Source organism: Marinomonas sp. 63XJN7_7_ISO-PGPR-S23-202, assembly GCF_056173505.1.
The window spans coordinates 3,775,894-3,802,052 of record NZ_CM149677.1 but is presented as its reverse complement, the minus strand read 5'-3'; the positions used below and the strand labels follow the sequence as shown (position 1 = coordinate 3,802,052).

The following is a 26,159-nucleotide window of genomic DNA, read 5'->3' as shown; positions in this document are numbered from 1 at the left end:
TCGTTTAACAATAATGATAACTATTGAAGCCAAAAGACGCAGACATCTTGTTGCGTCTTTTGTTTGAAAGGAGGGGTGAAGTGAGTGACCGTCAAGCATCATTACGTGAAAATGTGAGATTACTAGGAGATTGTTTAGGGGAAACCATGAGCAATCACTTGGGAGAGGATTTTTTACAAACGGTCGAAAACGTCCGTCAGTTATCAAAAGATGGTCGTCACTCAGGGGACTCAGCTGCCCTGATTGAAGCGCTGGAGGCGTTGGATGAAAAAGACATAGTGCCAGTGGCCCGTGCTTTCAATCAGTTTTTGAATCTGTCGAATATTGCTGAGCAATATCATCGAGTTCATCGTCGTCGTACTAACGAAAGCCTTGGCATTTACCAAAATCCGGTAGGGGATTTACTGGGACGTTTGTCAAAGGAAGGGTTTTCATCAGAGCAAATGCTTAACGCCCTGCAAGGACAATCAATTGAGTTAGTACTCACTGCTCACCCAACAGAAGTCGTTCGTCGTTCTCTTATCCGGAAATACGACAATATTTCAACGGAACTTGAAGCATTAGATAAAGATAATATTCTTCCTTTAGAAGAAGCGAAACACATTCGCCGTCTTAAAGAAATCATTACCCAGGCATGGCATACCGATGAAATTCGGGAGCACCGTCCCACGCCAGTTGATGAGGCAAAATGGGGCTTTGCGGTCATAGAGCAATCCTTATGGGAAGCGGTACCTGGATTTTTCCGTCAATTAGACAAGCAGTACCGTCAGTATTCCGATATGGAGCATTTGCCTCTGAACTTAGCGCCCATTCGCTTTGCGACTTGGATGGGGGGAGATCGAGATGGCAACCCTAATGTCACCCACAAAATTACCGAAGAAGTCACACTGCTGGCTCGTTGGATGGCCGCTGACTTATATATTAAAGATTTGAATGTTTTGCGTTCTGAGTTTTCGATGACTCAGTGTAACGCGGCATTACGTGAGCGTGTGGGGGACAGTCCACAGCCTTACCGAGAAGTATTGCGCCGTTTAGAGCAAAGTATGATCGCGACTAAAGAGTGGGCTCAAGCACGCTTGGATGGTCGGCCGGAGAGCACTGAGAATATTATGCTGAACAGTCAGGCGTTGATGGACGGTCTGACTCTATGCTACCAGTCTCTTATCGATTGCGGCATGAAAGTCATCGCGAATGGTGCTCTGTTAGACTTGATTCGCTGTGCTGCCACGTTTGGCTTAACCCTAGTGAAGCTGGATGTGCGTCAAGATGCCTCGCGCCATATTGAAGCCTTATCAGCGATTACCCGCTTTTATGGGGTAGGAGATTATGCCGAGTGGGATGAAGCTTCCCGTCAGGCGTTTTTGTTAACAGAACTGAATTCTAAGCGTCCTTTGTTGCCTTTAGATTGGTCGCCGACGCCAGAGGTTAAAGAGGTATTGGATACCTTTGCCATGATAGCCAGAGGGGAGGCCAGTTCATTTGGTTCCTATGTGATCTCCATGGCCAGTGCGCCGTCGGATGTGTTGGCGGTGGCTTTAATGCTAAAAGAGTCGGGTGTGAGTTTCCCCATGCGCATTGTACCGTTGTTTGAAACCTTAGCGGATCTCGATAATGCTGAGCCAATCATTGAGCAACTCTTTAGCATTCCGTGGTACAAGGCTTATATCAACGGGCATCAAGAAGTCATGATTGGGTATTCTGACTCGGCCAAAGATGCGGGGCAAATTGCGGCAACATGGGGGCAATATCGGGCTCAAGAGGCCTTAACAGGGTTGTGCAAACGCCATGGCGTGCATTTAACCTTGTTTCATGGTCGTGGTGGTACCGTTGGTCGTGGTGGTGGTCCCGCTCACGTAGCCATTTTGTCCCAACCTCCTGGCTCAGTAAATGGTTCCATTCGTGTCACAGAACAAGGGGAGATGATTCGTTTTAAGTTCGGTATCCCTGATATCGCGGTACGCTCATTGGAGCTGTATTGCTCTGCTGTATTGGAGTCGACTTTGACGCCTTCTTCTGCACCAAAAGAAGAATGGCGGGCCATTATGGATGAGATGGCCGAAGTCGGTATGAACCAATATCGTTCTATTGTACGCGGCCATGAGGATTTTGTGGCGTATTTTAGAGCGACAACCCCTGAGCAAGAGTTGGCTAAGCTGCCTTTAGGGTCTCGGCCTGCGCGTCGTCGCTCTGATGGTGGAGTTGAGAGCTTGCGAGCTATTCCCTGGATTTTCGCGTGGATGCAAATTCGTCTCATGTTGCCAGCATGGCTAGGGGCTGAGAGTGCGTTAGAGCAAGCCATCGAGTCGGGTAACTTAGATAAACTACAGGAAATGCATAAAAAATGGCCATTCTTTGGTGCTTATTTGGATATGCTTGATATGGTATTGGCCAAGGCTGAGCCAGATATTGCTGAGTACTATGAGAAGCGTCTTGTGGACGAAGAGCTTAAAGGGCTAGGTCGTTTATTGCGTAGCAAGTTATTACAGGTGAGTGAGTTGGTCAAAGAATTGAAACAACAAGACCGACTGATTGAAGACAATAAAACCATTCGCCAGTCGGTTGATGTTCGCAATCCTTACATTGATCCTTTGCATTATTTACAGGCGGAGTTGCTGTATAGAAGCCGTAAAAACCCAGATAATCCAGAGGTGAATAAGGCGTTAATGATTACGATGGCTGGGATTGCTAGTGGTATGCAAAATACGGGCTAAATCAGTATTTGATTAAAAAACATTCGATATAGGCGCGAAAATAGCGAAAATAAGACAGTAAATTTGCATCTTGAAGGCTTGCTTGGGTATGCTAGGCGACCATTCAAATTTTTACAACGCAAGTCATCTGTTTTTTGTTGCTTTTTTTGCGCCTTTTTTGTGCGTGTTTTTTCATGTGGCAGATGGTTGCTTTCCAGTTTATAGAGTGACTTTTGGAGACGTGTTATGCGAGTAATATTATTAGGTGCCCCAGGCGCTGGTAAAGGGACTCAGGCTCAATTCATTACTGAAGAGTTTGGTATTCCACAAATTTCAACGGGTGATATGTTGCGTGCAGCGGTCAAGGCCGGAACAGAGTTGGGTTTAAAAGCGAAAGCGGTCATGGATGCAGGTCAATTGGTTTCCGATGATATTATTATTGGGCTTGTTAAAGAGCGCCTAACACAAGAAGACTGTGTTAACGGTGCCTTGTTTGATGGCTTTCCTCGTACGATTCCACAGGCTGATGCCCTAAAAGAGGCGGGTGTTCACATTGATTATGTGGTGGAAATTGACGTTGCCGATGAAGAAATTGTGAAACGTATGAGCGGTCGTCGAGTACATGAAAGCTCAGGTCGTACCTATCATGTGATTTACAACCCACCGAAAGTGGAAGGTAAAGATGACGTAACCGGTGAAGATCTCATTCAGCGTGTTGATGACACAGAGGAAACGGTGCGCAAACGCTTAGGGGTGTATCATGAGCAAACAGCACCACTGATTGGGTATTATCAACAATGGTTGAAAGAAGATCCTGAGAATGCACCACAATTTGTCAAAGTCAATGGTATTGGTGACTTGAACGACATTAAGCAAAGCTTGCTGAGCTCTTTAAAGGCATCATGATTCAATGGCGGCAATTTTAGCGTTAGATACATCAACCTCAGCTTGTTCTGTTGCATTGAATATAGATGGAGTGGTGCTGGAAGACTTTCGTATGGCACCACGTCAGCATAATGATTTGATTCTACCTATGGTAGAACAAATCTTGCAGCAAGCCGGTGTGGCGTTACAGAATTTGGATGCCATTGCTTTTGGGCGGGGGCCAGGATCTTTTACTGGGCTTCGTATCAGTGCCGGTATCGTGCAAGGGTTGGCTTATGGGGCGGATTTGCCTGTTATTCCTGTCTCGACGTTGGCGGCTCAAGCATTAGAAGGTTTTCAGAAAACCGGATTGCATTATTGGTTGTCAGCACTGGATGCTCGTATGGGCGAGATCTATGTTGCAGGATACTTTGTTGACAAAGTGACGGGGGGGAATAAGGCAACAGAGCAATACAGCGTGAAGACCTTGCTCGATGAGCGTGTGATTCAGCCACAAAGGCTAGAAACACTTTCGTTACCCTACCAAGGGGTCGGGTCGGGTTGGCGATACGATGAAATACTTACTGGGTTGTTGCCTGCTAAACCGGAACAGGTGTTAGTGGAGGTTGCACCACGAGCAGCCTGTATTGCCCAACTGGCCATTGCTGCTTTTGAAAAAGGGGAGACTGTGTCGGCTTACGATGCTATTCCCATTTATTTAAGAGATGAAATTACCTGGGAGAAGCAAGCGCCTCGAATAGGAAAACGCTAACAGGAGTTTTATTTTTCTTTGCTGCGTGTTTTGTAATGGTTTTGTTATCACCTCTTTAGAGGTGATTTTTTTTAAAGCGGATTTTATTGGGGTCGTAAAACCGATTTGTAGATATTGCTTTGGAATATCTGTTAAATCGCTATTTTAATGAGAACAGGCGACCTCGATTATTTATACGTCATTATTATTGATGTGAACAACAAATATTTTTCCATGGGAATTCGTTCTCAACTTCCTGCAACGATAACCAATAAGAGTATGCGGCTTCTGTAGAGCCTTTTGAAAAACTTATTCCCATGACTGTGCTTTCTGCTTTCGTGCATGGGGATCGACAAAAGTACAATCCGTTTTTCAGACATACCATAATACCAAGACGATGGCGTCGAATAACCCTCGAAATCAATTAATTGGAGTAGATGTTTTTGCTTAGCCATTTTGCTGTCGCCTCATTAGATGTTGGATTCGAGCACCCTGCTAAACAGCTGGCGGATGAATTAAGTGTATCGCTTTATCGACTGGATAAGCCGTTGAAGTATGTGGATGAATACAGTTATTTGTTGTTAGTGGGTGAAAACGGTGTGAGTTTGGCTAAAACGGGCAAGGGTGCCCCCAAACCTGTGCAGGTTGAGTTCACTTCTGGTGCGACGGATCACCGACGACGCTTTGGCGGTGGAAAAGGTCAGGATATAGCCAAAGCCGTTGGTTTGAATAAGCGTAATGGACTGCATGTGCTTGACGCCACGGCGGGACTGGGTCGTGATGCGTTTGTGTTAGCCAGTCTTGGTTGTCAGCTGTCCTTGTGCGAGCGTGTGGGCTTTGTTAGGGCAATGCTGAAAGATGGCTTAACTCGTGCTTTAAATCATCAGGAAGTGGGTGAGATTGCCGCTAGAATGACTTTATTAGATGCGAATATTCAATCTATCACCGGACAAAGGTTTGATGTGATCTATCTCGATCCTATGTACCCACATACGGACAAATCGTCTGCGGCGGCCAAAAAAGAAATGGCATTTTTCCGTGATTTAGTCGGTAAAGATGAGGACGCTGATGCACTTTTACCAACAGCGCTTGAGTTGGCGGAATATCGAGTCGTTGTAAAGCGACCTAAAGGCGCGCCTTTTTTGAATGGGGTGGTGCCAACTTATCAACTTGAGGGGAAAGCTGGGCGATTTGACATCCATGTTCTAAAATCATTAGAGGCCAGTTAATTCTTATTATCTGTGTTGATATAGTGAGTTTGCTATTATCACTAATAATGGGGTGGTTTGTCGTCGCCATGGATAGTTTGTTGTTGGCGATAGTTTTCTAATTGTTTGGCTAGAAAAGATACTTTTTCTTGTATCAATAAAAGATCTTTCTGTTGTAGAGCGATGGTTTTATTTAGGCTATCGATTGTGTCTTCTTGGAATTGCAGTTGGTATTCGAGTTCATCGACCCGTTGCTCGATATCTGAGGTGTTCATTGATGGCATCAGTATGGTAACCTTAATGAGCTAAGCTCTTAATTTGGGAGCCATTCTCTATGGATTACGCGCAATTGATTGCGTATAAAAATAGAAAAGGCGAAAAAATTGCTCTTTTAAACAAGATGGTTATCTTACTACGATCATCTTTCGCTTCACATGGCAATTTTGAAAGAGTGTAGTAAAATTTTTAATTTTCCACATTTGTATAAAATAAAACGGGGTGTCTTGTTATTGTAAATAATCGCCTCGTCTCAACAACTCAACACATTAATAAGAGATACAGTTATGAATGATCATCAGGATAATGTTGCAAGTACGAAAGGCTCTTCTGTTGGTTCAAGCTTGTTTTCAGTACGTGCATTTATTACAAGTCTAGTTATTGCGCTTATTGTTCCTTTGCTGATTGCCGGTGTATTAGGTGAAGTGCTTGGAACAAACTATTTAGTTTACTTTGCATTTACTTTGGTTTCTGTTTATGTCGGTGCCATTATCAGTCAGGGTAATGCCTCTGCTGATAAGCCGCAGTCCGATGAGGATGAAGACGATGACCGTGAGCAGGGAACAGTGAAATGGTTTAACTCTTCAAAAGGTTTTGGTTTTTTAACCATGGAAAATGGCGACGATGTCTTTGTTCACTACCGTGCCATTCGCGGCCGCGGCCGTCGTTTTCTTGTAGAAGGCCAGTTAGTTCGGTTTTATGTGACGGAAGGTGAAAAAGGAAAACAAGCTGAAAACGTGTCTATTGTGCGTGGCTAAAGTTTAGATATGTGGGCAGCGCTTGTTGGGTCTTTTGTCGTATAAGCTGCTCAATAAGTCATTTATTAATAGTCATTATATTGATTAATATCAAGGGGATAGTATGGCATTTGTTACATTGAAAGGTAGTTCAATCGAAACCGTTGGTTCACTGCCTGCCGTGGGATCCGTGGCGCCAGATTTTGAATTAGTGAAAACCGATCTATCGTTAGTATCTTTAAAAGATTATCAAGGTGCTAAGCTTGTGCTGAATATTTTTCCATCGGTTGATACGCCTACTTGTGCGACTTCTGTTCGTAAGTTTAATGAATCGGCGGCCTCGTTAAAGGGCGTGAATGTGCTTTGTGTGTCCGCGGATTTACCTTTTGCAGCAGCTCGTTTTTGTGGTGCCGAGGGGATTGATCATGTTGATATGGGGTCTAGCTTTCGTTCAACGTTCGGCGATGATTACGGGTTAACCTTTAAAACCGGACCACTGGTTGGGCTGTTGTCTCGTGCTGTTATTGTATTGGATGAGAGTGGGAAAGTGCTTTTTAGCGAGCAAGTTGCTGAAATTGCCGATGAGCCCAATTATGATGCCGCACTTGCGGTGCTATAAGCTCGTTAGTTAACTATTTTGCGTGTTTATCAAAAAACCAGCTATATCGACATAGCTGGTTTTTTTGTTCAGGGTCGTAGGCATTAATCTTTCTGAACCGCAATCGTATTGGTGGTACGCTCAACCGTATTGTCTTTATTTAAGTAGACTAGCTTAGGTTTAAAGCTGTCTGCTTCACTTTCGTCCATGGTGCCGTATGCTGCGATAATGACTCGGTCACCGACTTGTACTCTTCTAGCGGCGGCGCCATTCATTGAAATGGTACCTGAGCCTGCTTCAGCAAGAATGACATAGGTGTGAAAGCGTTCGCCATTATCAACATTGTAAATATCAATTTGTTCAAACTCTCGAAAGCCTGCCAATTCAACAAGGTCCTTATCTATTGCGCAAGAGCCGTCATACCAAAGTTCTGCTTGCGAGACGCTGGCCATATGGAGTTTGCCTTTTAAGAGTGTAATTTGCATGAATTGTTTCCCTTTAAATAATGGTTTGTTGTTTTGTGTTGTAAGCTGATTGGATGAGTCGTGCTGTCACTTCCAAATAAATGGGCCTTCTTCGTAGTCGTTGATTTTCCACCATTGATCAGGGTCTTGGCTGTCGTCTTCAGACCAGCTTTGAAGGTTGCAGCGAATTTCGCATTGTAGAGCGCGGTAGGCTTCTTTTGCACAGCTAATGTCATCATCCCAAGGGGTTTTGTCGGTATCAAATAGGATCGAGGTAAAGCGCTTTCCTGCGGCCTGTTCTATGATGGTGACGGGAATAATTTGGCTTTGGTGTGACATTACCAATTTTGTGCAAATCGCCGACGGCGTTTGCTTGTCTAACAAGGTAAACCTTTCGCTCAACCAGGTGATAATCTTCTCAGTTGGACAAGGTAAAAGGTAAATTTCGATGTCAGGTTGCATCGTTTAATCCTTTTTGTTGATCATATTGTAGAGTCGCAAAATACTCATGGATAAATAGCCTACTAATGTCCAAATGACGCCCGCGCCGGCAATAATCAGTCCGAGTAGGGCAATAAGCTCTGCTTGTATGGAGTCTTCCAATACGCGATTGGCGACCATAATCATTAATGAACCAAAAGCAAATAAAAGACCGCCTTGTATCATTTTGAGCAATGCGAGACGAGGGTTGTTGCCAAGTTTCATTGCAAGTTTATGGAGGCGGCTTTTTAGGGACATAATAGTTAAGTAAATAAATTATGTAGAATGCGCTCATAGATGATGCTGAGCTGGTTTAGGCTTTTGGCTTCGACGCATTCATTAATTTGATGAATGGTGGCGTTAATTGGGCCAAGCTCGACCACTTGAGTGCCCATTTTGGCGATAAAGCGCCCATCCGATGTGCCACCAGAGGTCGACAGTTCGGGTGTAATCTGTACAGTGGCTTCAATGGCATTTTTAATCGCATCGACCAATTCACCGGGACGAGTGAGAAAGGGTAGGCCGTTGTAAGTCCACTCCACATCGTAACGAAGTTGATGCTTGTCTAGAATGTCAATGACACGGGATTTTAATGTGTCAAAATCCAACTCAGATGAAAAGCGGAAGTTAAATAGCGCTTTTAATGTGCCAGGTACGACATTGGTTGCTCCTGTTCCGGCTTTTAAATTTGACATCTGAAAGCTGGTGGGAGGGAAAAAATCGTTACCGTCATCCCAATGGGTGCTCGCCAGTTCGGCAATGGCGGGCGCCGCTAAATGAATGGGGTTTTGTGCTAAATGGGGATAGGCCACATGGCCTTGTTTGCCATAAATCGTCAAGTCGCCACTGAATGAGCCTCGACGGCCATTTTTAATAATATCCCCCAGCGTATGGGTGCTAGATGGTTCGCCAACGATGCACCAATCAACCTTTTCTTCTCTTGCCATAAGAGCATCGACAACCCGTGTTGTGCCATCCACAAATGGGCCTTCTTCATCACTGGTAATCAAAAAGGAGATCTGTCCATTATGGTTCGGGTTGGCTTCAATAAAGTTCTCAACGGCTGTGACCATCGCCGCTAAGCTGCCTTTCATGTCTGCGGCACCGCGTCCATAGAGTATGCCGTTGATAATCTCGGGGGCAAATGGCGGAACTTTCCATTCGCTTTCAGGGCCAGTTGGCACCACATCAGTGTGACCAGCAAAGCAAAGGTTAGGGCCTGATGTACCGCGTTTGGCGTAAAAGTTTTTGACTTCACCGAACGGCATCGGTTCGATATGGAAGCCGATGCGTTTGAGTCGCTCTATCATCACATCCTGACAGCCTGCATCTTCAGGAGTGACAGAAGGGCGGGATATTAGATCCAGAGCAAGTTTTAACGTGGGTGACAAGTTAGACATTCTTTACCTTTGTGTTCGATTTAGCTACCTTATAATAACATTACTGTATTGGCTCGGGTGTTATCACAAGGTGGGTTATGAAATTTAGTATGGTTATTCTGTTAGGGCTGTTGGGTAGTGGTTGTAGCTGGCTTATGCCCCAGCCTGTTATTGAGCAATCTTATTATGTTCCCGTCATACGTTCTGATGACTCCATTAATGGATATACACCCAGTGTCACGCCCGTTATAAAACATCCACCATCATCCCCACAGATATATACACCAGTTCTCCGCTAACGCTGACCATTTGCTGAATGGATCAAACATCACGTCATTGGCACCTTACGTTAGCAAATGATGTCATTGGATAAACCGTAAGCCTTATTGAAAGATTGCTTGATAATCAGACGGCTTGAATCCTAAGATAATCTCATTGTTTTTAATTAGCAATGGGCGCTTAATGATGGACGGTTGTTCTTGAATGGTTTTCAGTGCCAGTTCATTATTCATGGTATCTTTGGTTTTATCATCTAGTTTTCGCCATGTGGTACCGCGTTTGTTGATGATGTTTTCCCAACCTAATTGCTCAAGCCACTGTTTTGCCTGTGTTTCATTCACACCTTCTTTTTTGTAATCGTGAAAGGTGTACTCGATGTTGTTCTCGTCTAACCAGTGAAATGCTTTTTTCATGGTGTCGCAGTTTTTGATGCCGTAAATATCGACCATGTTTTGTTTCCTTATCTCATGTCTGTTTAGTCGTTAGTCGAATATTAGTTTTCGTGCTGGCCGTCACTGACTGCTCAAGTTTGTTTCGTTGAGCAGTCAGATCGCGGTTTGGATTTAGTTATGAGCGTGTAGCTCTTCGTTTAGGGCGATGGCTGTTTTATTGGTACGGCATTCAACAGCACCGGTTTCTGAGTTACGAATAAAGAGCAAATCTGATTTGCCAGAGAGTTCGCGAGCTTTAACTGTCGCAACAGGTTCGCCATTGCTGTCGCGAACCAGTATTTTTTGGCCTGCTGTCACATACAGCCCTGCCTCAACAGTACAGCGATCTCCTAGGCCGATACCAATACCAGCGTTGGCACCAACAAGGCATTTTTCACCAATACCAATGATGATGTTGCCGCCACCAGAGAGGGTGCCCATTGTAGAGCAACCTGCGCCGAGATCAGAGCCCTCGCCAACAACGACACCAGCAGAAATACGTCCTTCAACCATGCTGTTGCCTAATGTACCTGCGTTAAAGTTGCAGAAGCCTTCGTGCATGACGGTTGTGCCTTCGCCAAGGTGAGCCCCCAAACGAATACGGGCGGCGTTGCCGATACGAATACCGCTTGGTACCACAAAGTTGGCCATTTTAGGGAATTTATCAACGCTGAATACTTCAATGGTGCGGCCTTGCATGCGAGCGGTTAGTTGGCGGTCAGCAAGTTCGCGTACATCGATAGGGCCCTCACTGGTCCATGCAGTGTTGATCAGTAGGCCAAACATACCATCAAGCACGGTGCCATGAGGTTTGACCAAACGATGAGAAATCAGTTGGAGTTTTAAGTACACTTCAGCAGGGTTGGTAGGGGCTTCGTCGGTTGCTAGGATACACAATACAATCGGTTGAGAAGACGCTTTTAGGCGTGAGGCAAGTTCAGCTTGCTCAATGTTGCCCGCTTTTAGTAGGCTCATGTGTAGGCGGTTTAGGTCGCTGTCATCTAGTACTAAAGTGCTGTTGCCACCTTCGTAATTTGTGCTTTCTAATAGCGCATCAAGGGTGCTTTTTTCTACATCAATGCTGGGCGCGGAGTAGAAGACTTCTAGCCAGTTGCCTTCTTTGTTTTGTGTTCCGATACCAAGACCGAATGCAAAAATTTGATCGCTCATTATGTTCTCCATTGAGTTTCTTTAAAGGGATAGGTTAACTTATTGATGTTTGGTCATAAGATGTTGATTATTAGTGATAAAGTCGCGGATTCGTTGTGCCGCTTCAACACACTGTGATTCCTCTGCAACAAGGGCCATGCGTACATGCTTGCTGCCAGGATTATAGTCATTGATTTGGCGCCCTAGGTAGCTGCCGGGCAGTACTAGTACGCTTTCTTGCTTGTAGAGTTCGGTACAGAATGTTTCATCATCCATGTCGAGTTCTGGCCACAAATAGAACCCCGCTTCTGGCTTACTGACCTTCATAATAGGGGTCAATATTTCTAACACACTAGTAAATTTGCGCGTGTAAATGTCGCGATTTTTTTCAACGTGCTCTTCATCCTGCCAAGCGACAATCGAGGCCTCTTGATGGTGAAGTGGCATGGAGCAGCCCTGATAGGTGCGATAGAGCAAGAAGGGTTTTAAAATGTTGGCGTCCCCCGCAACAAAACCAGAGCGTAAGCCAGGGAGGTTGGAACGTTTTGATAGCGATTGAAAAATCAAGCAATGGTCGTAGCTGGTATTGCCTAATTGTTGGCAAGCTTCAAGGAGACCAAGTGGTGGTTTATTATCAAAGTAGATTTCTGAATAACATTCATCGGCAACAATAGTGAAGTCAAATGCTCTGGCTTTTTCAAGTAGGTAAGCATAGTCATCGAGTGTTGTGACTGTGCCACTTGGGTTGCTTGGTGAACAGACAAATAGCACTTCGCAGCGTTGCCACACGTCATCGCTGATGTCTTGGTAATTAATTTGATAATTCGTTTCAGGGCCGCAAGGTAAGTAGTGCAGTTCTGCACCCGCTAAAATGCCTGCGCCTTCGTAGATTTGATAGAATGGATTGGGACTAACCACAAGGGCGTTGGGTTTTTCTCCTACTAAGGTTTGTGTGATGGCAAAAAGGGCTTCACGAGTGCCTGTTACGGGTAAAATTTGGGTCTCGGGATCAATTGAATCCAAGTGAAAACGCTGTGTTGTCCATTCAGCGATGGCTTTGCGTAAAGACAACTCGCCCTTTGTGTTGGGGTATTTGTTGACGCCGCTTTTTAGGCTGTCTGCTAACTTATCAAGTACGCACTGAGGTGACTCGTGTTGGGGTTCGCCAATGGTCAGCCGAATAAGCGGTTTCTCTGGATTGGGCGTTAATCCTTCCAAAAGTTCTGCTAGCTTTTGAAAAGGGTAAGGGTGTAAAGAACGAATAAATGGGTTCATTTTTTGTCTCAATCCATGGCTTGTGAAAAACGGTCAATTTTTTCTTTCAACAGAGTGCAGATGGTATCCATCCTTTCAGGATCAGTAATCAACCTGCCATCTTCTTCTGTGACATAAAAGGTATCTTCTACGCGTTCACCTAATGTAGCAATTTTCGCTTTATGTAGCATAATATTCTGATTCATAAAAAGCTGCCCAATTAAGGCAAGCAATCCTGGTCGATCTGGTGCGGTCACTTCTATTGCGGACCAGACCTCTTCTGGTTGACTGACAAAGTGTGCGGTGGCGGGCGAATTAAAGATTTTTAAAATGCGCGGTGTATAACGTTGAATCACACTTTCGTACAAAGAGGGGTTGTCCAGTTGCTCGGTTAGGGTTTCGCGGATAAAGGTAATGCGTTCTTTGTCTAGATGTAAGCTGGTTTCGTTGTCGTTAATGTCCATTACCACAAAACTATCGAGTGTATAGTTATCTGTTGTATTGCTGATTTTGGCATCTAGTATGGTGAATCCAAGTTGTTCGAACAGGGTGGCCGTCACCGCAAACAGGTGTTTGTTATTTTTCGTATAAATGAAGACTTTGCTCGCCCCTGAGAAATTTCTTCCGCCTAATGGGCTGATTGCAACGAGGGGTTTTTCGCTCGGACGGTGACGAAGTATGGCCTCTGTATTCCAGGCGATTTCTTCACCATTGGAGCGAATAAAATATTCTTCTTCTATTTTATTCCAAACGTTTTCCGCATCTATAATATCAACGTTGCGCTCGATAATGATTTCCAAAGCGCGCTGTTTGTGTTCGTCGCTTTGCATGTCGGCGTCAATAGGGTAATCAAGCCCACGACGCAAGGCGCGCTTGGTTTCTAAATACAGTTGGCGCATTAGGGAGGCTCGCCAACTGTTCCACATGGTTGGGTTAGTGGCATTGATGTCTGCGACCGTCAGGATGAAGAGGTAATCCAGGTGCTCTTGATCCTTCACGTAACTTGCAAACTCCCAAATGACCTCAGGGTCAGAGATGTCCTTACGTTGAGCAGTAACTGACATAAATAAGTGGTTACGAACAAGCCAAACCACGAGATCCGTGTCTCTTTTGGAGAGTCTGTGTCGTTCACAGAAGGCTTGTGCATCCACGCAGCCGAGTTCTGAGTGGTCTCCGCCGCGTCCTTTTGCAATGTCATGGTAGAGTCCTGCAATGTATAGCAGCTCAGGTTTCGGAATATGGCGCATGGCTTGAGTTGAGATGGGAAATTGCTGCTTGGATTCCGGTAGCCACAAGCGACGCAGGTTTTCCACTAATTGCAGGGTATGAGCATCGACCGTATAAATATGAAACAGATCATGCTGCATTTGCCCAATGATGGCGCCAAATTCAGGAAGGTAGCGACCTAGCAAACCAATATGTTTCATGGAGCGCAATGTGCTGGTCAGTCGGTATCGGCTTGATATAATGTCTAAAAAGAAATCGGTGTTTTGGGGATTGGTTCTAAATTCATCGTCTACTACATCCAAGCTGTCGCGTAATTGGCGCATGGTGTTGGCGCGAATGCTTCGTATTTTTTCGTTATTGCCTCTCAGCACATACATTTCAAGCATGGCGGAGGGTGTATCTTGAAAAAGGGTGGGGCTGGTGGCTTCAAGTTGACCGTTGCAAATCTGGAAGCGCTCATTGATGATCTCTATAGTGTCTTCTTCATCAATCAACAAAAATGACTCTTCGAAGTGTTGAAGCAGTAAATCGTTAAGTTGTTGAATAGCGGCCACGCTTTGGTAGTAGCCCTGCATAAAACGTTCTACATTGCGTTTGAGGTCATCATCCTCAAAGCCAAATACTTTTGATAGGGTGCGTTGATGATCAAATAAAAGGCGATCCTCTTTTCGACCTGCGATCATATGGAGTGCCCAGCGAATACGCCATAAATGACCAACTGCCCCTTTGAGCTGGATGTACTCATCTTCGGAGAGGAAGTTTTTATCAATCAGAGCGCTGAGTCGGTGAGTGTGTAAGTGCCGTTTGGCTACCCAGTCGATGACTTGCATATCGCGAAGACCGCCAGGGCATTCTTTCAGGTTAGGCTCAAGGTTGTAAGCGGTATTTTGGTATTTGGCGTGGCGCTGTTTTTGTTCTTCTATTTTGGCTTTGTAAAACGTGTGGCCATCCCACATGTGGTCTACATCAATATTGAGTTTTAAGTTTGCCAAGAGGTCAGCAGGGCCAATCAGTGTCCGAGATTCGATCAGATTAGTGATAATAGTAATGTCATGGGCTGCTATCTCGGTGCATTGACTCACCGTTCTGACGCTGTGGCCAACATCTAAGTTGATGTCCCACAAAAAAGTAATGAAGGATTCAATTTTCTCGCTGTCTGGTGAGGCATTATCATCCAGTAAAATAAGTAGGTCTATGTCGGATTTGGGATGAAGCTCACTGCGACCATAACCGCCAACTGCTAACAAGCTCATGTTGTTCTCTTGGGCTAATCCTTTGGCAGTCCAAGCGGCCTGTAAAGCTTCATCGTAAACTGCCGCTAGTCCTTTTACCAATTTTTCGATCGGGTAAAGGGCATGGAATAGATCATCATAAGCGGCCGTTTTTTCTTCCAGAATCGCTTTGTAACGAGAAATGGAGCAACTAGGTTGTGATAGCTCTTGTTTCTCTTCAGAAGTTAGTAGTGGCGGAGCATCAGGAAAAGCAGGAAAATCCATATAAGGCCTCAGAAAAGCGTTATCAAGATGATAGTTTAGCAAGGATGGTTACTACAGTACTCATACTTGTAAGGGGGCTCACGCTTCCCTTAAGAGAAGCGTGTTTCCTCAGGACGTCGTGTTAGTACTTCGACGCCCGTTTGTGTGACTAATAGTGTGTGTTCGTACTGTGCAGAAAGTCTTCCATCTTTGGTTTTCGCAATCCAGTTGTCTGGTCCTGTGTGCTTGACCTGTTTTTTTCCTGCATTAATCATAGGCTCAATGGTGAGTGTCATACCTTCTTCTAACACAACGCCAGTGCCTGGTTTTCCGTAATGAGCCACTTGTGGTTCGCCATGAAAAGTTGTTCCAACACCATGACCACAATATTCCTCTACCACGGAGTAGTGGTTTTTATGGGCGTGAGCAGCAATGGCGGCGCCGATGTCGCCAAGGCGCACACCAGGTTTGACCATGTCGATGGCAAGATAAAGACACTCTTGAGTGACCGTACACAGGCGTTCTGCATGGGGGGCAACTTGGCCGACAAAGAACATTCGGCTGGTGTCACCATAGTAACCGTCCTTAATAACGGTGATGTCAATATTAACTATGTCGCCCTTTTTTAGTGGCTTGTCATTAGGGATGCCGTGACAGATGACATCATTAACCGATGTGCAGCAAGATTTAGGGAAGCCGTGATAGTTTAGTGGGGCTGGAATGGCGCCTTGTACATCGACTGAGTAGTTGTGGGCAATAATGTCCAGTTGTTCAGTGGTGACACCAGGGACAACAAACTCTTCGAGCATCACTAGTACGTCTGCTGCCAGCTTGCCTGCCACACGCATCCCTTCGATATCGCTAATATCAGTGAATCGTGTGGAAGGGGCTTTGGGCGTCCGGCTGGGTACGTCACTACGACCGTTGCGGGTTAATTCTTCAATTTTGCTTAGTATTTCATTGCTCATAATTAAGTAATATATCTTTTTAAATGTAGGAGTGGTGTTCTGCTGCAGTCTAGTTGCGAGCAATAACACAACGTAAAATTGTCACATATAGGCCTTATTCTACATGACTTAATGTCTAGAATCGCCCCTGTTAGAGTGAAAAAAATACAAACTATTGAAGGATAAAAGCTCGCTTTTAGTCTTTAGGTTTGGGGTGAAATATGGTATAAATCGCCCGCTCGCTAGACTTGTGTCTCAGTGAAGCAAAAACTTAATGACGAAAACTAACGATCTTGCCACATTAAAGTGAGTGTGTCTGGGGTGCCAATGGTTGCTTGAAACCTTGTCTGGCTGACGTACTTGGTTGGTAAGCTTAAATAACCCAAATTTAAAGGATAGTAAAATGCCTACAGTTTCTATGCGCGACCTGTTACAGGTTGGTTCACACTTCGGTCACCAAACTCGTTACTGGAACCCAAAAATGAAGCCTTTCATCTTTGGTGCTCGTAACAAGATTCATATCATTAACCTTGAGCACACTGTTCCAGCTCTTAACGAAGCGTTAGAGCTTGTTAAGAAAATGGCTGAAAACAAAAACAAGGTTTTGTTTGTTGGTACAAAGCGTGCTGCGTCTAAAACGATCAAAGAACAAGCTGCTCGTTCTGGTATGCCATACGTTAACCATCGTTGGTTAGGTGGTATGTTAACAAACTACAAAACTATTCGTGCTTCTATCAAGCGTCTTCGTGACCTTGAAACTCAAATGTCTGATGGTACTTTCGACAAACTAACTAAGAAAGAAGCCTTGATGCGTACTCGTGAGCTTGAAAAACTGGAGCTTTCTATGGGTGGTATCAAAGATATGGGTGGTCTTCCTGATGTTATGTTTGTTGTGGATGTGGACCACGAGCGTATTGCAATCAAAGAAGCGAATAAGCTTGGTATTCCCGTTATCGGTATTGTAGATACCAATAGTGATCCAGACGGTATCGATTACGTTATTCCTGCAAACGATGATGCTATCCGTGCTGTTCAGTTGTACGTTGGCGCTTTCGCTGATGCAGTTTTAGAAGGTCGTGCTGCGACGGCTGGAAATGCAGATGAGTTTGTTGAAGTAAACGAAGCGGCTGAAGCATAAGCGAACCCTATAGTTTGCTCTGGTTTCTAAAGGGGGGCATCTCGCCCCCTTTTTTAAATTTGAAATAGTATTAAGAGGATTTGGACATGGCGGCAGTATCTGCAGCATTGGTAAAAGAGCTACGTGAACGCACTGGCTTAGGTATGATGGAGTGTAAAAAAGCACTTGTAGCGGCAAATGCTGACATCGAAGTGGCAATTGAAGAGCTACGTAAATCAAGTGGTATGAAAGCAGCTAAAAAAGCGGGTCGTACTGCTGCTGAAGGTACTATTATCATGCGCGTGGCTGACGATGCTTCTTACGGTGTATTGGTTGAAGTGAACTCTGAAACAGACTTTGCCTCTCGTGATGAAGGCTTTATTTCTTTTGCAAACAAAGTCGCTGACGTTGTATATGAAACAAAAGAAACAGACATGGCTAAAGTGATCTCAGGTGAAATGCTTGAAGCTCGCGAAGCACTGGTTCAAAAAATCGGTGAAAATATCACGCCTCGTCGTGCTGTGATCATTGAAGGTGGTCTGATCAATGGTTACCTACATGGTAATGGTCAAATCGCTGTGTTGACACAGTTAGAAGGTGGTGATGCTGAGTTGGCTAAAGATGTGTCTATGCACATTGCCGCTGTTTCGCCTCGTGTTGTCCGTGGGGATGACATGCCTGCTGATATTTTGGCTAAAGAAGAAGAAATTATCCGTGCTCAGCCTGATATGGCTGGTAAGCCTGCCGAAATCGTTGACAAAATGATTGTCGGTCGTATGAAGAAGTTTTTGGCAGAAAACAGCCTTGTTGAGCAGCCTTTCGTTAAGAACCCAGAAATTAAAGTGGGTCAACTTGTGAAAGACGCTGGTGCAACAGTCACTTCTTTCGTTCGCTTAGAAGTGGGTGAGGGTATTGAAGTAGCGGAAGTCGATTTCGCAGCTGAAGTGGCAGCTCAGCTTAAAGGTTAATTTTTGCTGTAATGTTTTTGTAAAAGGGGCAGTTTATCTGCCCCTTTTTATGAAGCAAGCGTTATAGATAGTCGTGAAAGTGGCTCACGTCTGTTATTTTAGACAACACCATTGCCGGAGATTGAGATGCCAAAAGAGAATAACCCAAACTACAAACGAATTTTGTTGAAACTAAGTGGTGAAGCCTTGATGGGTGAGGAACCGTTTGGTATTGATCCTAAAATATTAAATCGCATTGCCTTAGAAATTGGGCAATTGCGTGGTATTGGTGTCGAAGTTGGGATCGTCATTGGTGGTGGTAACTTGTTTCGTGGTCAAGCGTTGAGCCAAGCCGGTATGGACCGCGTTACTGGTGACCATATGGGGATGCTGGCAACAGTGATGAATGCCTTGGCGATGCGTGATGCCTTGGAACGTGCAAATATTCGAACCCGAGTGATGTCGGCTATTACCATGACAGGGATTGTTGAGCCTTATGACCGCCGCCGAGCAATGCGCTTGCTGAAAGAAGGTGAAGTGATGATTTTTTCTGCGGGCACAGGGAACCCTTTCTTTACAACAGACTCTGCTGCTTGTCTACGCGGCATTGAGATCGATGCTGATGTTGTACTGAAAGCAACAAAAGTCGATGGAGTTTACTCTTCTGATCCAATGAAAGATCCATCTGCCATGAAATATGATACATTAGGCTATGATGAAGTTTTGGAAAAACAGTTAGGTGTCATGGACTTAACAGCCATCTGTTTGACTCGTGACCATTCGATGCCAATTCGTGTATTCAATATGAGTAAGCCAGGTGCTTTGGTTAATATCATCGTGGGTGGCAATGAAGGCACGCTAATTAAGTGAGGAAATTATGATTAACGACATTCTTAAAGATGCAGAAGAGAGAATGGCAAAGGCTGTGACAGCGGTTGAGTCTTCTTTTAATAAAATTCGTACAGGCCGTGCGCATCCTAGTATTCTTGATTCTGTAAAGGTAAATTATTACGGTTCTGAAACACCATTAAATCAAGTAGCAAACATCACAGTAGAAGATGCTCGTACTTTGGGGGTTTCTCCTTGGGAGAGTAATTTGGTGCCTGAAATTGAAAAGGCCATTATGAAATCAGACCTTGGTTTGAATCCCGCAACTAATGGTAGTTTGATTCGTATTCCTATGCCTGCATTAACCGAAGAAACACGTCGTAACTATTTCAAACAAGCAAAGGCCGAAGCGGAAAATGGCCGTATTGCGATTCGTAATATTCGTCGTGATGCGAACGGCAGTTTGAAGGATTTGGTTAAAGAGAAAGAAATCTCTGAAGACGACGAACGTCGTGGTCAGGATCAAGTTCAAAAGGTCACAGATAAGTATGTTGCTTTAGTAGAAGAGCGTCTTGCTGCGAAAGAAAAAGACTTGATGGAAATCTAAATAAAAGGGGCAGGTATCGTCCTGCCCTTTTTATTGACTAAGGTAGAGTTATGTCAGATTTGGCTGAGTCAGAAGATCATTCTGGCGTCGTTCCTGCTCATATTGCCATTATAATGGATGGTAATAATCGTTGGGCAAAAAAGAAGCATCTTCCGAGTATCGCAGGTCACTCAGCAGGGGGTGGGGCGGTAAGGCGTGTCGTTGAAATAGCAGTCAGAGCTGGCGTGAAGGTATTAACTTTGTTTGCTTTTTCCAGTGAAAACTGGAAGCGTCCTAAGTCTGAAGTAGATGGTTTGATGAAACTGTTTGCTCGCTCACTAAGAAAGCAGATAAAGCGTATGAATCAGCATGGAATTCGCCTAAGAGTTATGGGGGATGTCTCTGGTTTTAGTTCTTCCTTGCAAGAAGAGATTACAAGGACTGAAGCCTTGACCGCTGATAACAATAAGATGGTGTTAGTTATTGCGGCCAACTACGGTGGTCGTTGGGATGTTGCTCAAGCGGCTAAAGAATTGGCCAGACAGGCCGTGCTTGGTCATATTAATGTGGACGATATTAACGAAACCATGCTAGGGAATCATGTTCAATTAGCGGATTTACCAGCACCTGATTTATTAATTCGTACTTCTGGAGAACAGCGAATAAGTAATTTTTTATTGTGGCAAACTGCGTATACTGAATTTGTTTTCTTGCCTGTCTTATGGCCGGACTTTGATAAAGCGCATTTTGATGATGCCATTTCGATTTATCAAAATCGCCAACGTCGTTATGGTGGTCGGTAAACCATGTTATTTCCTCGTATTCTAAGTGCCATTGTTATGGCTGCTCTCTTTATCTGTGCTGTATTTATTCTAGGGCCAACCAGTTTTATGTTGGCGATGGGAGCGGTTGTCTTGGTAGCTGGCTGGGAATGGGCGCGTTTATCTGGTGTACAATCATCGTTGGCTCGGTTTGCCTTCGCCATTGTGATCGCAGGGTTGTGCTTTGCTGTTCACATGTGGGGATGGCAAAAAAGTATTCTTTATGTTGCCCCCCTTGTCTGGCTAGTTGCCCTTTACTGGGTAGTCTGTTATCCATCTCTAAAGTTATGGCGATTTAGTTGGAGCCGGATTGTTCTAGGGGCCTTGGTGTTGACCACAACTTGGTCTGCCATGGTGGTGTTAAAAGAGTCCAATAATTTTGTTGTTTGGGTGCTGGTATTGATGGGGCTTATCTGGGGGGCGGATTCGGGTGCGTATTTCTCCGGTAAAGCATTTGGTAAACGCAAATTAGCGCCTAAAGTAAGCCCTGGAAAATCCTGGGAGGGGGTGCTTGGTGGTTTGGTCTTTACTCAGATCGGTGTGGCACTGTTTTCCTATCAAGTAGGGTTTGATGTTAGAGCATGGGGAATTTTGGTTTTCATCGGCTTGGTGACGGTCTTTGTTTCTGTATTGGGCGATTTAATGGAGAGTTTACTAAAGCGACATGAGTCCATGAAAGACTCCAGTCACCTTATTCCTGGTCATGGTGGTGTGATGGATAGGGTGGACAGTCTGACCGCTGCTGCTCCGATTTTTGTCTTGCTTTTAACAATCTTTGGGTGGCTATAATGCAGGGTATTTGTTTGTTAGGGGCGACTGGCTCTATTGGTCAAAGTACACTGGATATTATTGAGCAACACCCAGATAAATTTTTCTTAGCTTGTGCGTCGGCAAACGAAAGTGTTGATAAAATGGCGGATATTTGCCGTCGTTTTTTACCAAAGCGGATTGTCATGGGAACCCAGAAGGCAAGGGATCAAGTGGCGGCTATGTGCGACGGTTTGCCTATTTCTTTTGAGTGGGGTAGCGATGCGTTAGACAGTATTGCTGAAGACGCTCAAGTCGATCAAGTGATGGCAGCCATTATGGGGTTTGCAGGGCTTAAACCCACCCTAGCTGGTATTCGAGCTAAAAAACGCATTTTGTTAGCGAACAAAGAAGCTTTGGTGACCGCAGGCCAGTTGTTTATGGATGAGGTGGCTAAGCACGGTGTCAGCCTATTGCCGATTGATAGTGAACATAATGCTATTTTTCAGAGCCTACCCCAGGATGAACATGGGGCCCATAAGCGAGATTTTAGTAAGATTGTTTTAACCGCCTCTGGTGGACCATTTCGAAGCTGGTCATTAGAAGCGATGAAAGAAGTGACATTGGCGCAAGCGTGCGCTCATCCCAAGTGGTCTATGGGGCAAAAGATTTCCATTGATTCGGCTAGTTTGATGAATAAGGGACTTGAGTTAATCGAAGCGTGTTGGCTATTTAATGTCACGCCCAATGAAGTGGATGTGGTTGTCCATCCAGAAAGCATTATTCATTCCATGGTGTCTTACCGAGATGGCTCTGTGATTGCGCAAATGGGCAATCCTGATATGAGGGTGCCTATTGCTTATGGCATGACTTGGCCCAATCGAGTGGAGACTAATGTTGCACCATTGGATTTTGTGAAAGTGGCGTCATTGCATTTTGAAGCGCCTGATTTAGAGCGATTCCCTAATTTACAGCTCGCAGCGGAGGCTTGGTATCTTGGTGGAACGGCAATGGCGGTTCTTAATGCGGCAAATGAGGTGGCGGTTGATGCGTTTGCTAAGGGGCGGATCCGCTTTTTGGATATCGCAACGGTAAATCGTGCAGTTCTACATTCTGCTGACATTCAATCCGTTGATTCCCTTGATATTGTGTTTGCAGCGGATAAAGTAACACGGGTAATGACGAAACAGTATATTGCTGAGAGAAACTGGATATGATCGAGAGTATTTTATCGATTGTTGTTGCCTTAGGGGTATTGATCACTTTTCATGAGTTTGGACATTTTTTTGTCGCACGCTGCTGTGGCGTGAAGGTGCTACGCTTTTCGGTTGGTTTTGGTAAGCCAATTTTTCGTTATGTTGGAAAAACTGGAACGGAATATACATTAGCAATGATCCCACTAGGTGGGTATGTGCGCATGCTTGATGGACGTGAAGGGAATGTTCCCGAATCGCTAAAAGAGCAGGCCTTTGATAATAAATCTGTTTGGCAGCGAATTGCCATTGTCGCAGCGGGCCCTATTGCTAATTTTATTTTGGCGATCCTCATCTACGCCTTAGTGGCGTTAATGGGGATTCAGTATTTAGTACCAAAAGTCGGTAAAATACTGCCTGACTCACCTGTTTCGCAAACCCAACTTCGCCCTGGCGATGAGTTACTTGCGATCAATAATAAACCAGTCTCTTCATGGGAAGATGTAAATTTAGTGCTAGCGGACTTGATTGGTGATAGTGGAACCATTACCGTTCGCTACCAAGCTGATAAAAAATCAGCAAAGCAAGATAAAATTCTTTTAAATCGTTGGATGGCGGGTAAAGAGCCAAAAAACTTGATTGCCTCCTTTGGTTTACAACCTTGGCAGCCTAAAGTGGAACCCCTTATTGCTCAAGTATTGAAAGACGGAGCGGCGAAAAAAGCAGGTTTTCAAGTAAAAGATAAAGTTATAAAGGTTGATAATCAGCCTGTGACGGATTGGGAGCAATTCGTTCAATTGGTGCAGAACCACCCCGGCTCAAGCTTATCGGTAACGGTCGATAGAGCAGGTCATCGGGTGAATTTAACCTTGATACCTCAATCGGTTGCTCGAGGTAAGAGCGATGTTGGTTATGCTGGGTTGGCGGTTGTTCCTCCAAAATGGGATCAGGGGTTAATACGAGAACGTGAATTTGGTCTGCTTCAGTCACTTGTTTATGGTGCCGATCAAACGTGGAAGATGGTATCGTTAACGGTTTCTTCTATAGGAAAAATGTTGCATGGGCTAATTTCTATAGACAATTTGTCTGGCCCTATCACCATTGCAAAAGTAGCAAGTGCTTCTGCTGAGTCTGGTTTGCAATCATTTTTGACATTTATGGCGTACCTAAGCGTGAGTTTAGGTGTGCTTAATTTATTACCTATTCCCGTGTTAGATGGGGGGCATTTGGTATTTTTTGGCATTGAAGCGATTCGTCGTAAGCCTGTATCTGAAAGAGTTCAGGGACTGGCTTATCGCGTTGGGGCTTCTCTATTGTTTACTTTGATGGCGGTCGCCATTTTTAACGATATTGCCCGTTTGTAGAGAGGTATTTGTGAAGGTCGTTTCAGCTGTATTGTTGGCTTTAATAAGCGTGCAAAGTGTCGCGAAAAATGTGGAAGATGTTCGTATTGATGGCTTGGTTCAAATGCCATCGACTAGGGCTTTTGATCTTATCGGTTTTCATCAAGGGCAACCTTATAATTCCGATGAAGTCTACAAAGCGATTAATTCGCTTTTTGATACTGGATATTTCAGTAATATTGATGCTTATGAAAATAAAAAGGGCGTACTGATTTTTAAAGTGGTCGAGCGCCCTTCCATCGGTAATTTAACCATCAAAGGTAATGAGCTGATAAAAACCAAAGATTTAAAACGCGGTTTAAAACTGTCTGGCTTAGAAGTTGGAGAGATATACAAACCAGAAACGTTGAATAAAATTCAGCAAGAGCTTCAGCGTCAATACTATGCTCTAGGGCGCTATAGTGCAAAAGTTGACGTGACGACGACAAAAATGCCGCGTAATCGAGTCGATGTTGCCATTAAAATTGACGAGGGAAAAACGGCCAAAATTGTTCACCTCAATATTGTTGGTAATAAGCATTTTACGGATGAACAATTAACAAAAGATTTTAAGTCTGGTGTTGAGGGGGCCTCTTGGAATCCCTTTAGCTCAGCGGATGAATACACCAAGGCGAAACTGCAAGGAGATTTAGACAGTCTTAGAAGTTTCTACCTTGATCGTGGCTATTTGGATTTCCAGATCGTGTCGACTCAAGTGAGTGTGTCTCCAGATAAGCGTAATGTCTACATAGTCATTAATGTAAGTGAGGGCAAGCCTTATACAGTGAATAAGATTTCACTGAATGGTAGTTTGCCTATTTCGGAAGATTTGGTCTGGAAACAGATAAATCAGAAAAAAGGTGATGTATTCTCACGCAGTAAAGTAACCAAGACCATTGAAGACATTACCAATGAATTAGGGAATTTTGGCTATCTGTTTGCTAATGTGAATGTGATTCCGGAAAAGCTCCCTGATCATAAAGTGAATTTGACCTATCAAATTTCTCCAGGACCAAAAGTGTATGTTCGTCGTATTGTGTTCAGTGGTAACAGTGAGACACAGGATCATGTGTTACGCCGTGAAATGACACAGTTTGAAGGAGCATTAGCAACGCGTTCTGAAATTGAAGATTCGAAACGTCGAATTGAGCGTCTTGGTTTCTTTAGTAATGTGGATGTTAAAACACGTCGTGTACCAGGAACAACGGACGAAGTGGATTTGGATGTGTCGGTAGAAGAGCAAGCTTCTGGTAGTATTCAGGCAAGTATTGGTTTCTCTGATTCCGATGGGGTTGTGCTAGGTTTTGGTATTTCTAAGTCCAATTTCTTAGGCTCGGGTAATAAGCTTGCTTTTAATGCGCAGCGCTCGAATAAAACATCTAACTTTGCCATTAATTACACCAATCCGTATTTCACTGTGAACGGGGTTAGCCGCGGCGTGCAGCTTTTCTATCAAACCAGTGATTATGCAGCGGATGATGTAGAAGATTACCAATTAGATGAAGTTGGGCTGGGCTTAAGCTACGGTTATCCTATTTCTGATACTCAGCGCTTGACCTTTGGGACAACGGTAAAGAAAACCACTGTCAAACTTGGTTCTACTCCGTCTCTTGAGACCAGTTCTTATATCGATAAATACGGCAATACTTATAATGATGTATTAGGGTCCATTACTTGGTCAGATAGTGATTTGATCGGTGGTGTATTGCCGACGCATGGTTATTCGACGTCGGCGAGTTTGCAAGTGTCAACGCCGTTGGGTGACCAAGAATATTACAAAATAGGGCTGAATTCCCAGAAGTATTGGAATATTGACCATTCTAACCTTTGGTTGTTCCACGTAAAAGGACGTTTGGGATACGGTAGTGGCTATGGCTCAAGCGATGAGTTGCCATTCTTTGATAACTATTTTGCTGGTGGTAGTTACTCTGTTCGTGGTTATAGTGCCTCGTCACTTGGGCCTAAAAACTCTTATCCACCTGGATCAACGAGTACGCCTTCAGCATTAGGGGGAAATATCTTAACCACGGCAACAGCAGAGCTAATTTTCCCAATGCCTGGTGTTGAAGATCACAAATCGGTTCGGACGGCATTATTTTTAGATGCGGGTAACGTCTTTGCGTCCCATTGTTTGCCTTCAAATAATATGTGTAAAGAGGGATTTAATCCTTCAGAGTTGAGGTACAGTATGGGGTTAAGTTGGACTTGGATTACGCCTATTGCTCCACTTTCCTTTAATATTGCAAAAGCATTAAATGCGAAAGAAGGTGATAAAACCGACTTCTTCCAGTTCCAGTTAGGGACAACATTTTAATAATTAATAGTGGGT

At 44.4% G+C, this 26,159-nt stretch carries 26 protein-coding genes; 16 read left to right on the top strand and 10 right to left on the bottom strand.

Translation table 11 applies throughout. From position 1 onward, the window contains the following. Positions 1-80 precede the first annotated feature (80 nt). The 4 genes from ppc to AC0VYG_RS17625 all read left to right on the top strand — a co-directional run bounded on the left by ppc (position 81) and on the right by AC0VYG_RS17625 (position 5,534). Positions 81-2,711 (top strand): phosphoenolpyruvate carboxylase, encoded by a 2,631-nt coding sequence (gene ppc, locus AC0VYG_RS17640; RefSeq protein ID WP_475429227.1) that lies wholly within the window; start codon positions 81-83, stop codon positions 2,709-2,711. A 225-nt stretch (positions 2,712-2,936) separates the two neighbouring features. After that, positions 2,937-3,596, top strand: coding sequence for an adenylate kinase (gene adk, locus AC0VYG_RS17635; RefSeq protein WP_475429226.1), 660 nt, complete (start codon positions 2,937-2,939; stop codon positions 3,594-3,596). 4 nt (positions 3,597-3,600) lie between these two features. Then, positions 3,601-4,326 (top strand): tRNA (adenosine(37)-N6)-threonylcarbamoyltransferase complex dimerization subunit type 1 TsaB, encoded by a 726-nt coding sequence (tsaB, locus tag AC0VYG_RS17630; protein ID WP_475429225.1) that lies wholly within the window; start codon positions 3,601-3,603, stop codon positions 4,324-4,326. Between the two features lie 416 nt (positions 4,327-4,742). After that, entirely contained in the window at positions 4,743-5,534 is a 792-nt protein-coding gene (locus AC0VYG_RS17625; RefSeq protein WP_475429224.1) for a class I SAM-dependent methyltransferase, read from the top strand. A gap of 41 nt (positions 5,535-5,575) precedes the next feature. On the opposite strand, the gene AC0VYG_RS17620 is transcribed toward AC0VYG_RS17625, so the two are convergent. After that, positions 5,576-5,797: a SlyX family protein gene (locus AC0VYG_RS17620; protein WP_475429223.1), complete on the bottom strand. Its 222-nt coding sequence runs from the start codon at positions 5,795-5,797 to the stop codon at positions 5,576-5,578. 279 nt (positions 5,798-6,076) lie between these two features. Between AC0VYG_RS17620 and AC0VYG_RS17615 the strand changes: the two genes are divergently transcribed. Further along, positions 6,077-6,547, top strand: a complete 471-nt coding sequence (locus AC0VYG_RS17615) for a cold-shock protein (protein WP_475429222.1) — start codon at positions 6,077-6,079, stop codon at positions 6,545-6,547. Positions 6,548-6,650: 103 nt separating this feature from the next. Continuing rightward, positions 6,651-7,145, top strand: coding sequence for a thiol peroxidase (tpx, locus tag AC0VYG_RS17610; RefSeq protein WP_475429221.1), 495 nt, complete (start codon positions 6,651-6,653; stop codon positions 7,143-7,145). 83 nt (positions 7,146-7,228) lie between these two features. Here the strand turns inward: tpx and panD are convergent, their stop codons facing one another. The 4 genes from panD to dapE form a co-directional block, all read right to left on the bottom strand. Then, the gene (gene panD / locus AC0VYG_RS17605) at positions 7,229-7,609 is read right to left on the bottom strand and encodes an aspartate 1-decarboxylase (RefSeq protein WP_475429220.1); all 381 of its coding nucleotides are present in this window, start codon (positions 7,607-7,609) and stop codon (positions 7,229-7,231) included. A 66-nt stretch (positions 7,610-7,675) separates the two neighbouring features. Then, positions 7,676-8,050 carry a hypothetical protein gene (locus AC0VYG_RS17600; protein WP_475429219.1) on the bottom strand — a complete coding sequence of 125 codons (375 nt, stop codon included), beginning with the start codon at positions 8,048-8,050 and terminating at the stop codon, positions 7,676-7,678. A gap of 3 nt (positions 8,051-8,053) precedes the next feature. Continuing rightward, on the bottom strand, positions 8,054-8,293 hold the full coding sequence (locus AC0VYG_RS17595) for a hypothetical protein (RefSeq protein ID WP_475429218.1): 240 nt from the start codon (positions 8,291-8,293) through the stop codon (positions 8,054-8,056). A 38-nt stretch (positions 8,294-8,331) separates the two neighbouring features. Next, the gene (gene dapE / locus AC0VYG_RS17590) at positions 8,332-9,468 is read right to left on the bottom strand and encodes a succinyl-diaminopimelate desuccinylase (RefSeq protein ID WP_475429217.1); all 1,137 of its coding nucleotides are present in this window, start codon (positions 9,466-9,468) and stop codon (positions 8,332-8,334) included. Positions 9,469-9,545: 77 nt separating this feature from the next. Here dapE and AC0VYG_RS17585 point away from each other — a divergent pair, with 77 nt between their 5' ends. Beyond that, on the top strand, positions 9,546-9,746 hold the full coding sequence (locus tag AC0VYG_RS17585) for a hypothetical protein (protein ID WP_475429216.1): 201 nt from the start codon (positions 9,546-9,548) through the stop codon (positions 9,744-9,746). An 84-nt stretch (positions 9,747-9,830) separates the two neighbouring features. On the opposite strand, the gene AC0VYG_RS17580 is transcribed toward AC0VYG_RS17585, so the two are convergent. From AC0VYG_RS17580 to map, 5 genes are all read right to left on the bottom strand, one after another. Then, positions 9,831-10,175, bottom strand: a complete 345-nt coding sequence (locus AC0VYG_RS17580) for an ArsC family reductase (RefSeq protein ID WP_475429215.1) — start codon at positions 10,173-10,175, stop codon at positions 9,831-9,833. A 114-nt stretch (positions 10,176-10,289) separates the two neighbouring features. Then, positions 10,290-11,327 (bottom strand): 2,3,4,5-tetrahydropyridine-2,6-dicarboxylate N-succinyltransferase, encoded by a 1,038-nt coding sequence (gene dapD / locus AC0VYG_RS17575; RefSeq protein ID WP_475429214.1) that lies wholly within the window; start codon positions 11,325-11,327, stop codon positions 10,290-10,292. A 39-nt stretch (positions 11,328-11,366) separates the two neighbouring features. Further along, a complete protein-coding gene (dapC, locus tag AC0VYG_RS17570) occupies positions 11,367-12,581 on the bottom strand; it encodes a succinyldiaminopimelate transaminase (RefSeq protein ID WP_475429213.1) in 1,215 nt (404 codons plus the stop codon). An 8-nt stretch (positions 12,582-12,589) separates the two neighbouring features. Further along, positions 12,590-15,283: a [protein-PII] uridylyltransferase gene (gene glnD, locus AC0VYG_RS17565; protein WP_475429212.1), complete on the bottom strand. Its 2,694-nt coding sequence runs from the start codon at positions 15,281-15,283 to the stop codon at positions 12,590-12,592. Positions 15,284-15,372: 89 nt separating this feature from the next. Further along, positions 15,373-16,230: a type I methionyl aminopeptidase gene (map, locus tag AC0VYG_RS17560; RefSeq protein ID WP_475429211.1), complete on the bottom strand. Its 858-nt coding sequence runs from the start codon at positions 16,228-16,230 to the stop codon at positions 15,373-15,375. 382 nt (positions 16,231-16,612) lie between these two features. Between map and rpsB the strand changes: the two genes are divergently transcribed. From rpsB to bamA, 9 genes are all read left to right on the top strand, one after another. Next, positions 16,613-17,347, top strand: a complete 735-nt coding sequence (rpsB, locus tag AC0VYG_RS17555) for a 30S ribosomal protein S2 (protein WP_067013797.1) — start codon at positions 16,613-16,615, stop codon at positions 17,345-17,347. A gap of 86 nt (positions 17,348-17,433) precedes the next feature. After that, positions 17,434-18,294: a translation elongation factor Ts gene (gene tsf, locus AC0VYG_RS17550; protein WP_475429210.1), complete on the top strand. Its 861-nt coding sequence runs from the start codon at positions 17,434-17,436 to the stop codon at positions 18,292-18,294. Between the two features lie 126 nt (positions 18,295-18,420). Continuing rightward, positions 18,421-19,143, top strand: coding sequence for a UMP kinase (pyrH, locus tag AC0VYG_RS17545; protein ID WP_475429209.1), 723 nt, complete (start codon positions 18,421-18,423; stop codon positions 19,141-19,143). Between the two features lie 7 nt (positions 19,144-19,150). Beyond that, positions 19,151-19,708: a ribosome recycling factor gene (gene frr / locus AC0VYG_RS17540; RefSeq protein WP_067013803.1), complete on the top strand. Its 558-nt coding sequence runs from the start codon at positions 19,151-19,153 to the stop codon at positions 19,706-19,708. Between the two features lie 50 nt (positions 19,709-19,758). Further along, positions 19,759-20,490 (top strand): polyprenyl diphosphate synthase, encoded by a 732-nt coding sequence (gene uppS, locus AC0VYG_RS17535; protein WP_475429208.1) that lies wholly within the window; start codon positions 19,759-19,761, stop codon positions 20,488-20,490. 3 nt (positions 20,491-20,493) lie between these two features. Beyond that, a complete protein-coding gene (locus tag AC0VYG_RS17530; RefSeq protein ID WP_475429207.1) occupies positions 20,494-21,297 on the top strand; it encodes a phosphatidate cytidylyltransferase in 804 nt (267 codons plus the stop codon). Beyond that, positions 21,297-22,472 carry a 1-deoxy-D-xylulose-5-phosphate reductoisomerase gene (gene dxr / locus AC0VYG_RS17525; protein WP_475429206.1) on the top strand — a complete coding sequence of 392 codons (1,176 nt, stop codon included), beginning with the start codon at positions 21,297-21,299 and terminating at the stop codon, positions 22,470-22,472. The genes AC0VYG_RS17530 and dxr overlap by 1 nt, the downstream gene beginning before the upstream one ends. Beyond that, positions 22,469-23,812, top strand: a complete 1,344-nt coding sequence (gene rseP / locus AC0VYG_RS17520) for a sigma E protease regulator RseP (RefSeq protein WP_475429205.1) — start codon at positions 22,469-22,471, stop codon at positions 23,810-23,812. The genes dxr and rseP overlap by 4 nt, the downstream gene beginning before the upstream one ends. A gap of 10 nt (positions 23,813-23,822) precedes the next feature. Further along, positions 23,823-26,144, top strand: a complete 2,322-nt coding sequence (gene bamA, locus AC0VYG_RS17515) for an outer membrane protein assembly factor BamA (RefSeq protein WP_475429204.1) — start codon at positions 23,823-23,825, stop codon at positions 26,142-26,144. Positions 26,145-26,159 lie beyond the last annotated feature (15 nt).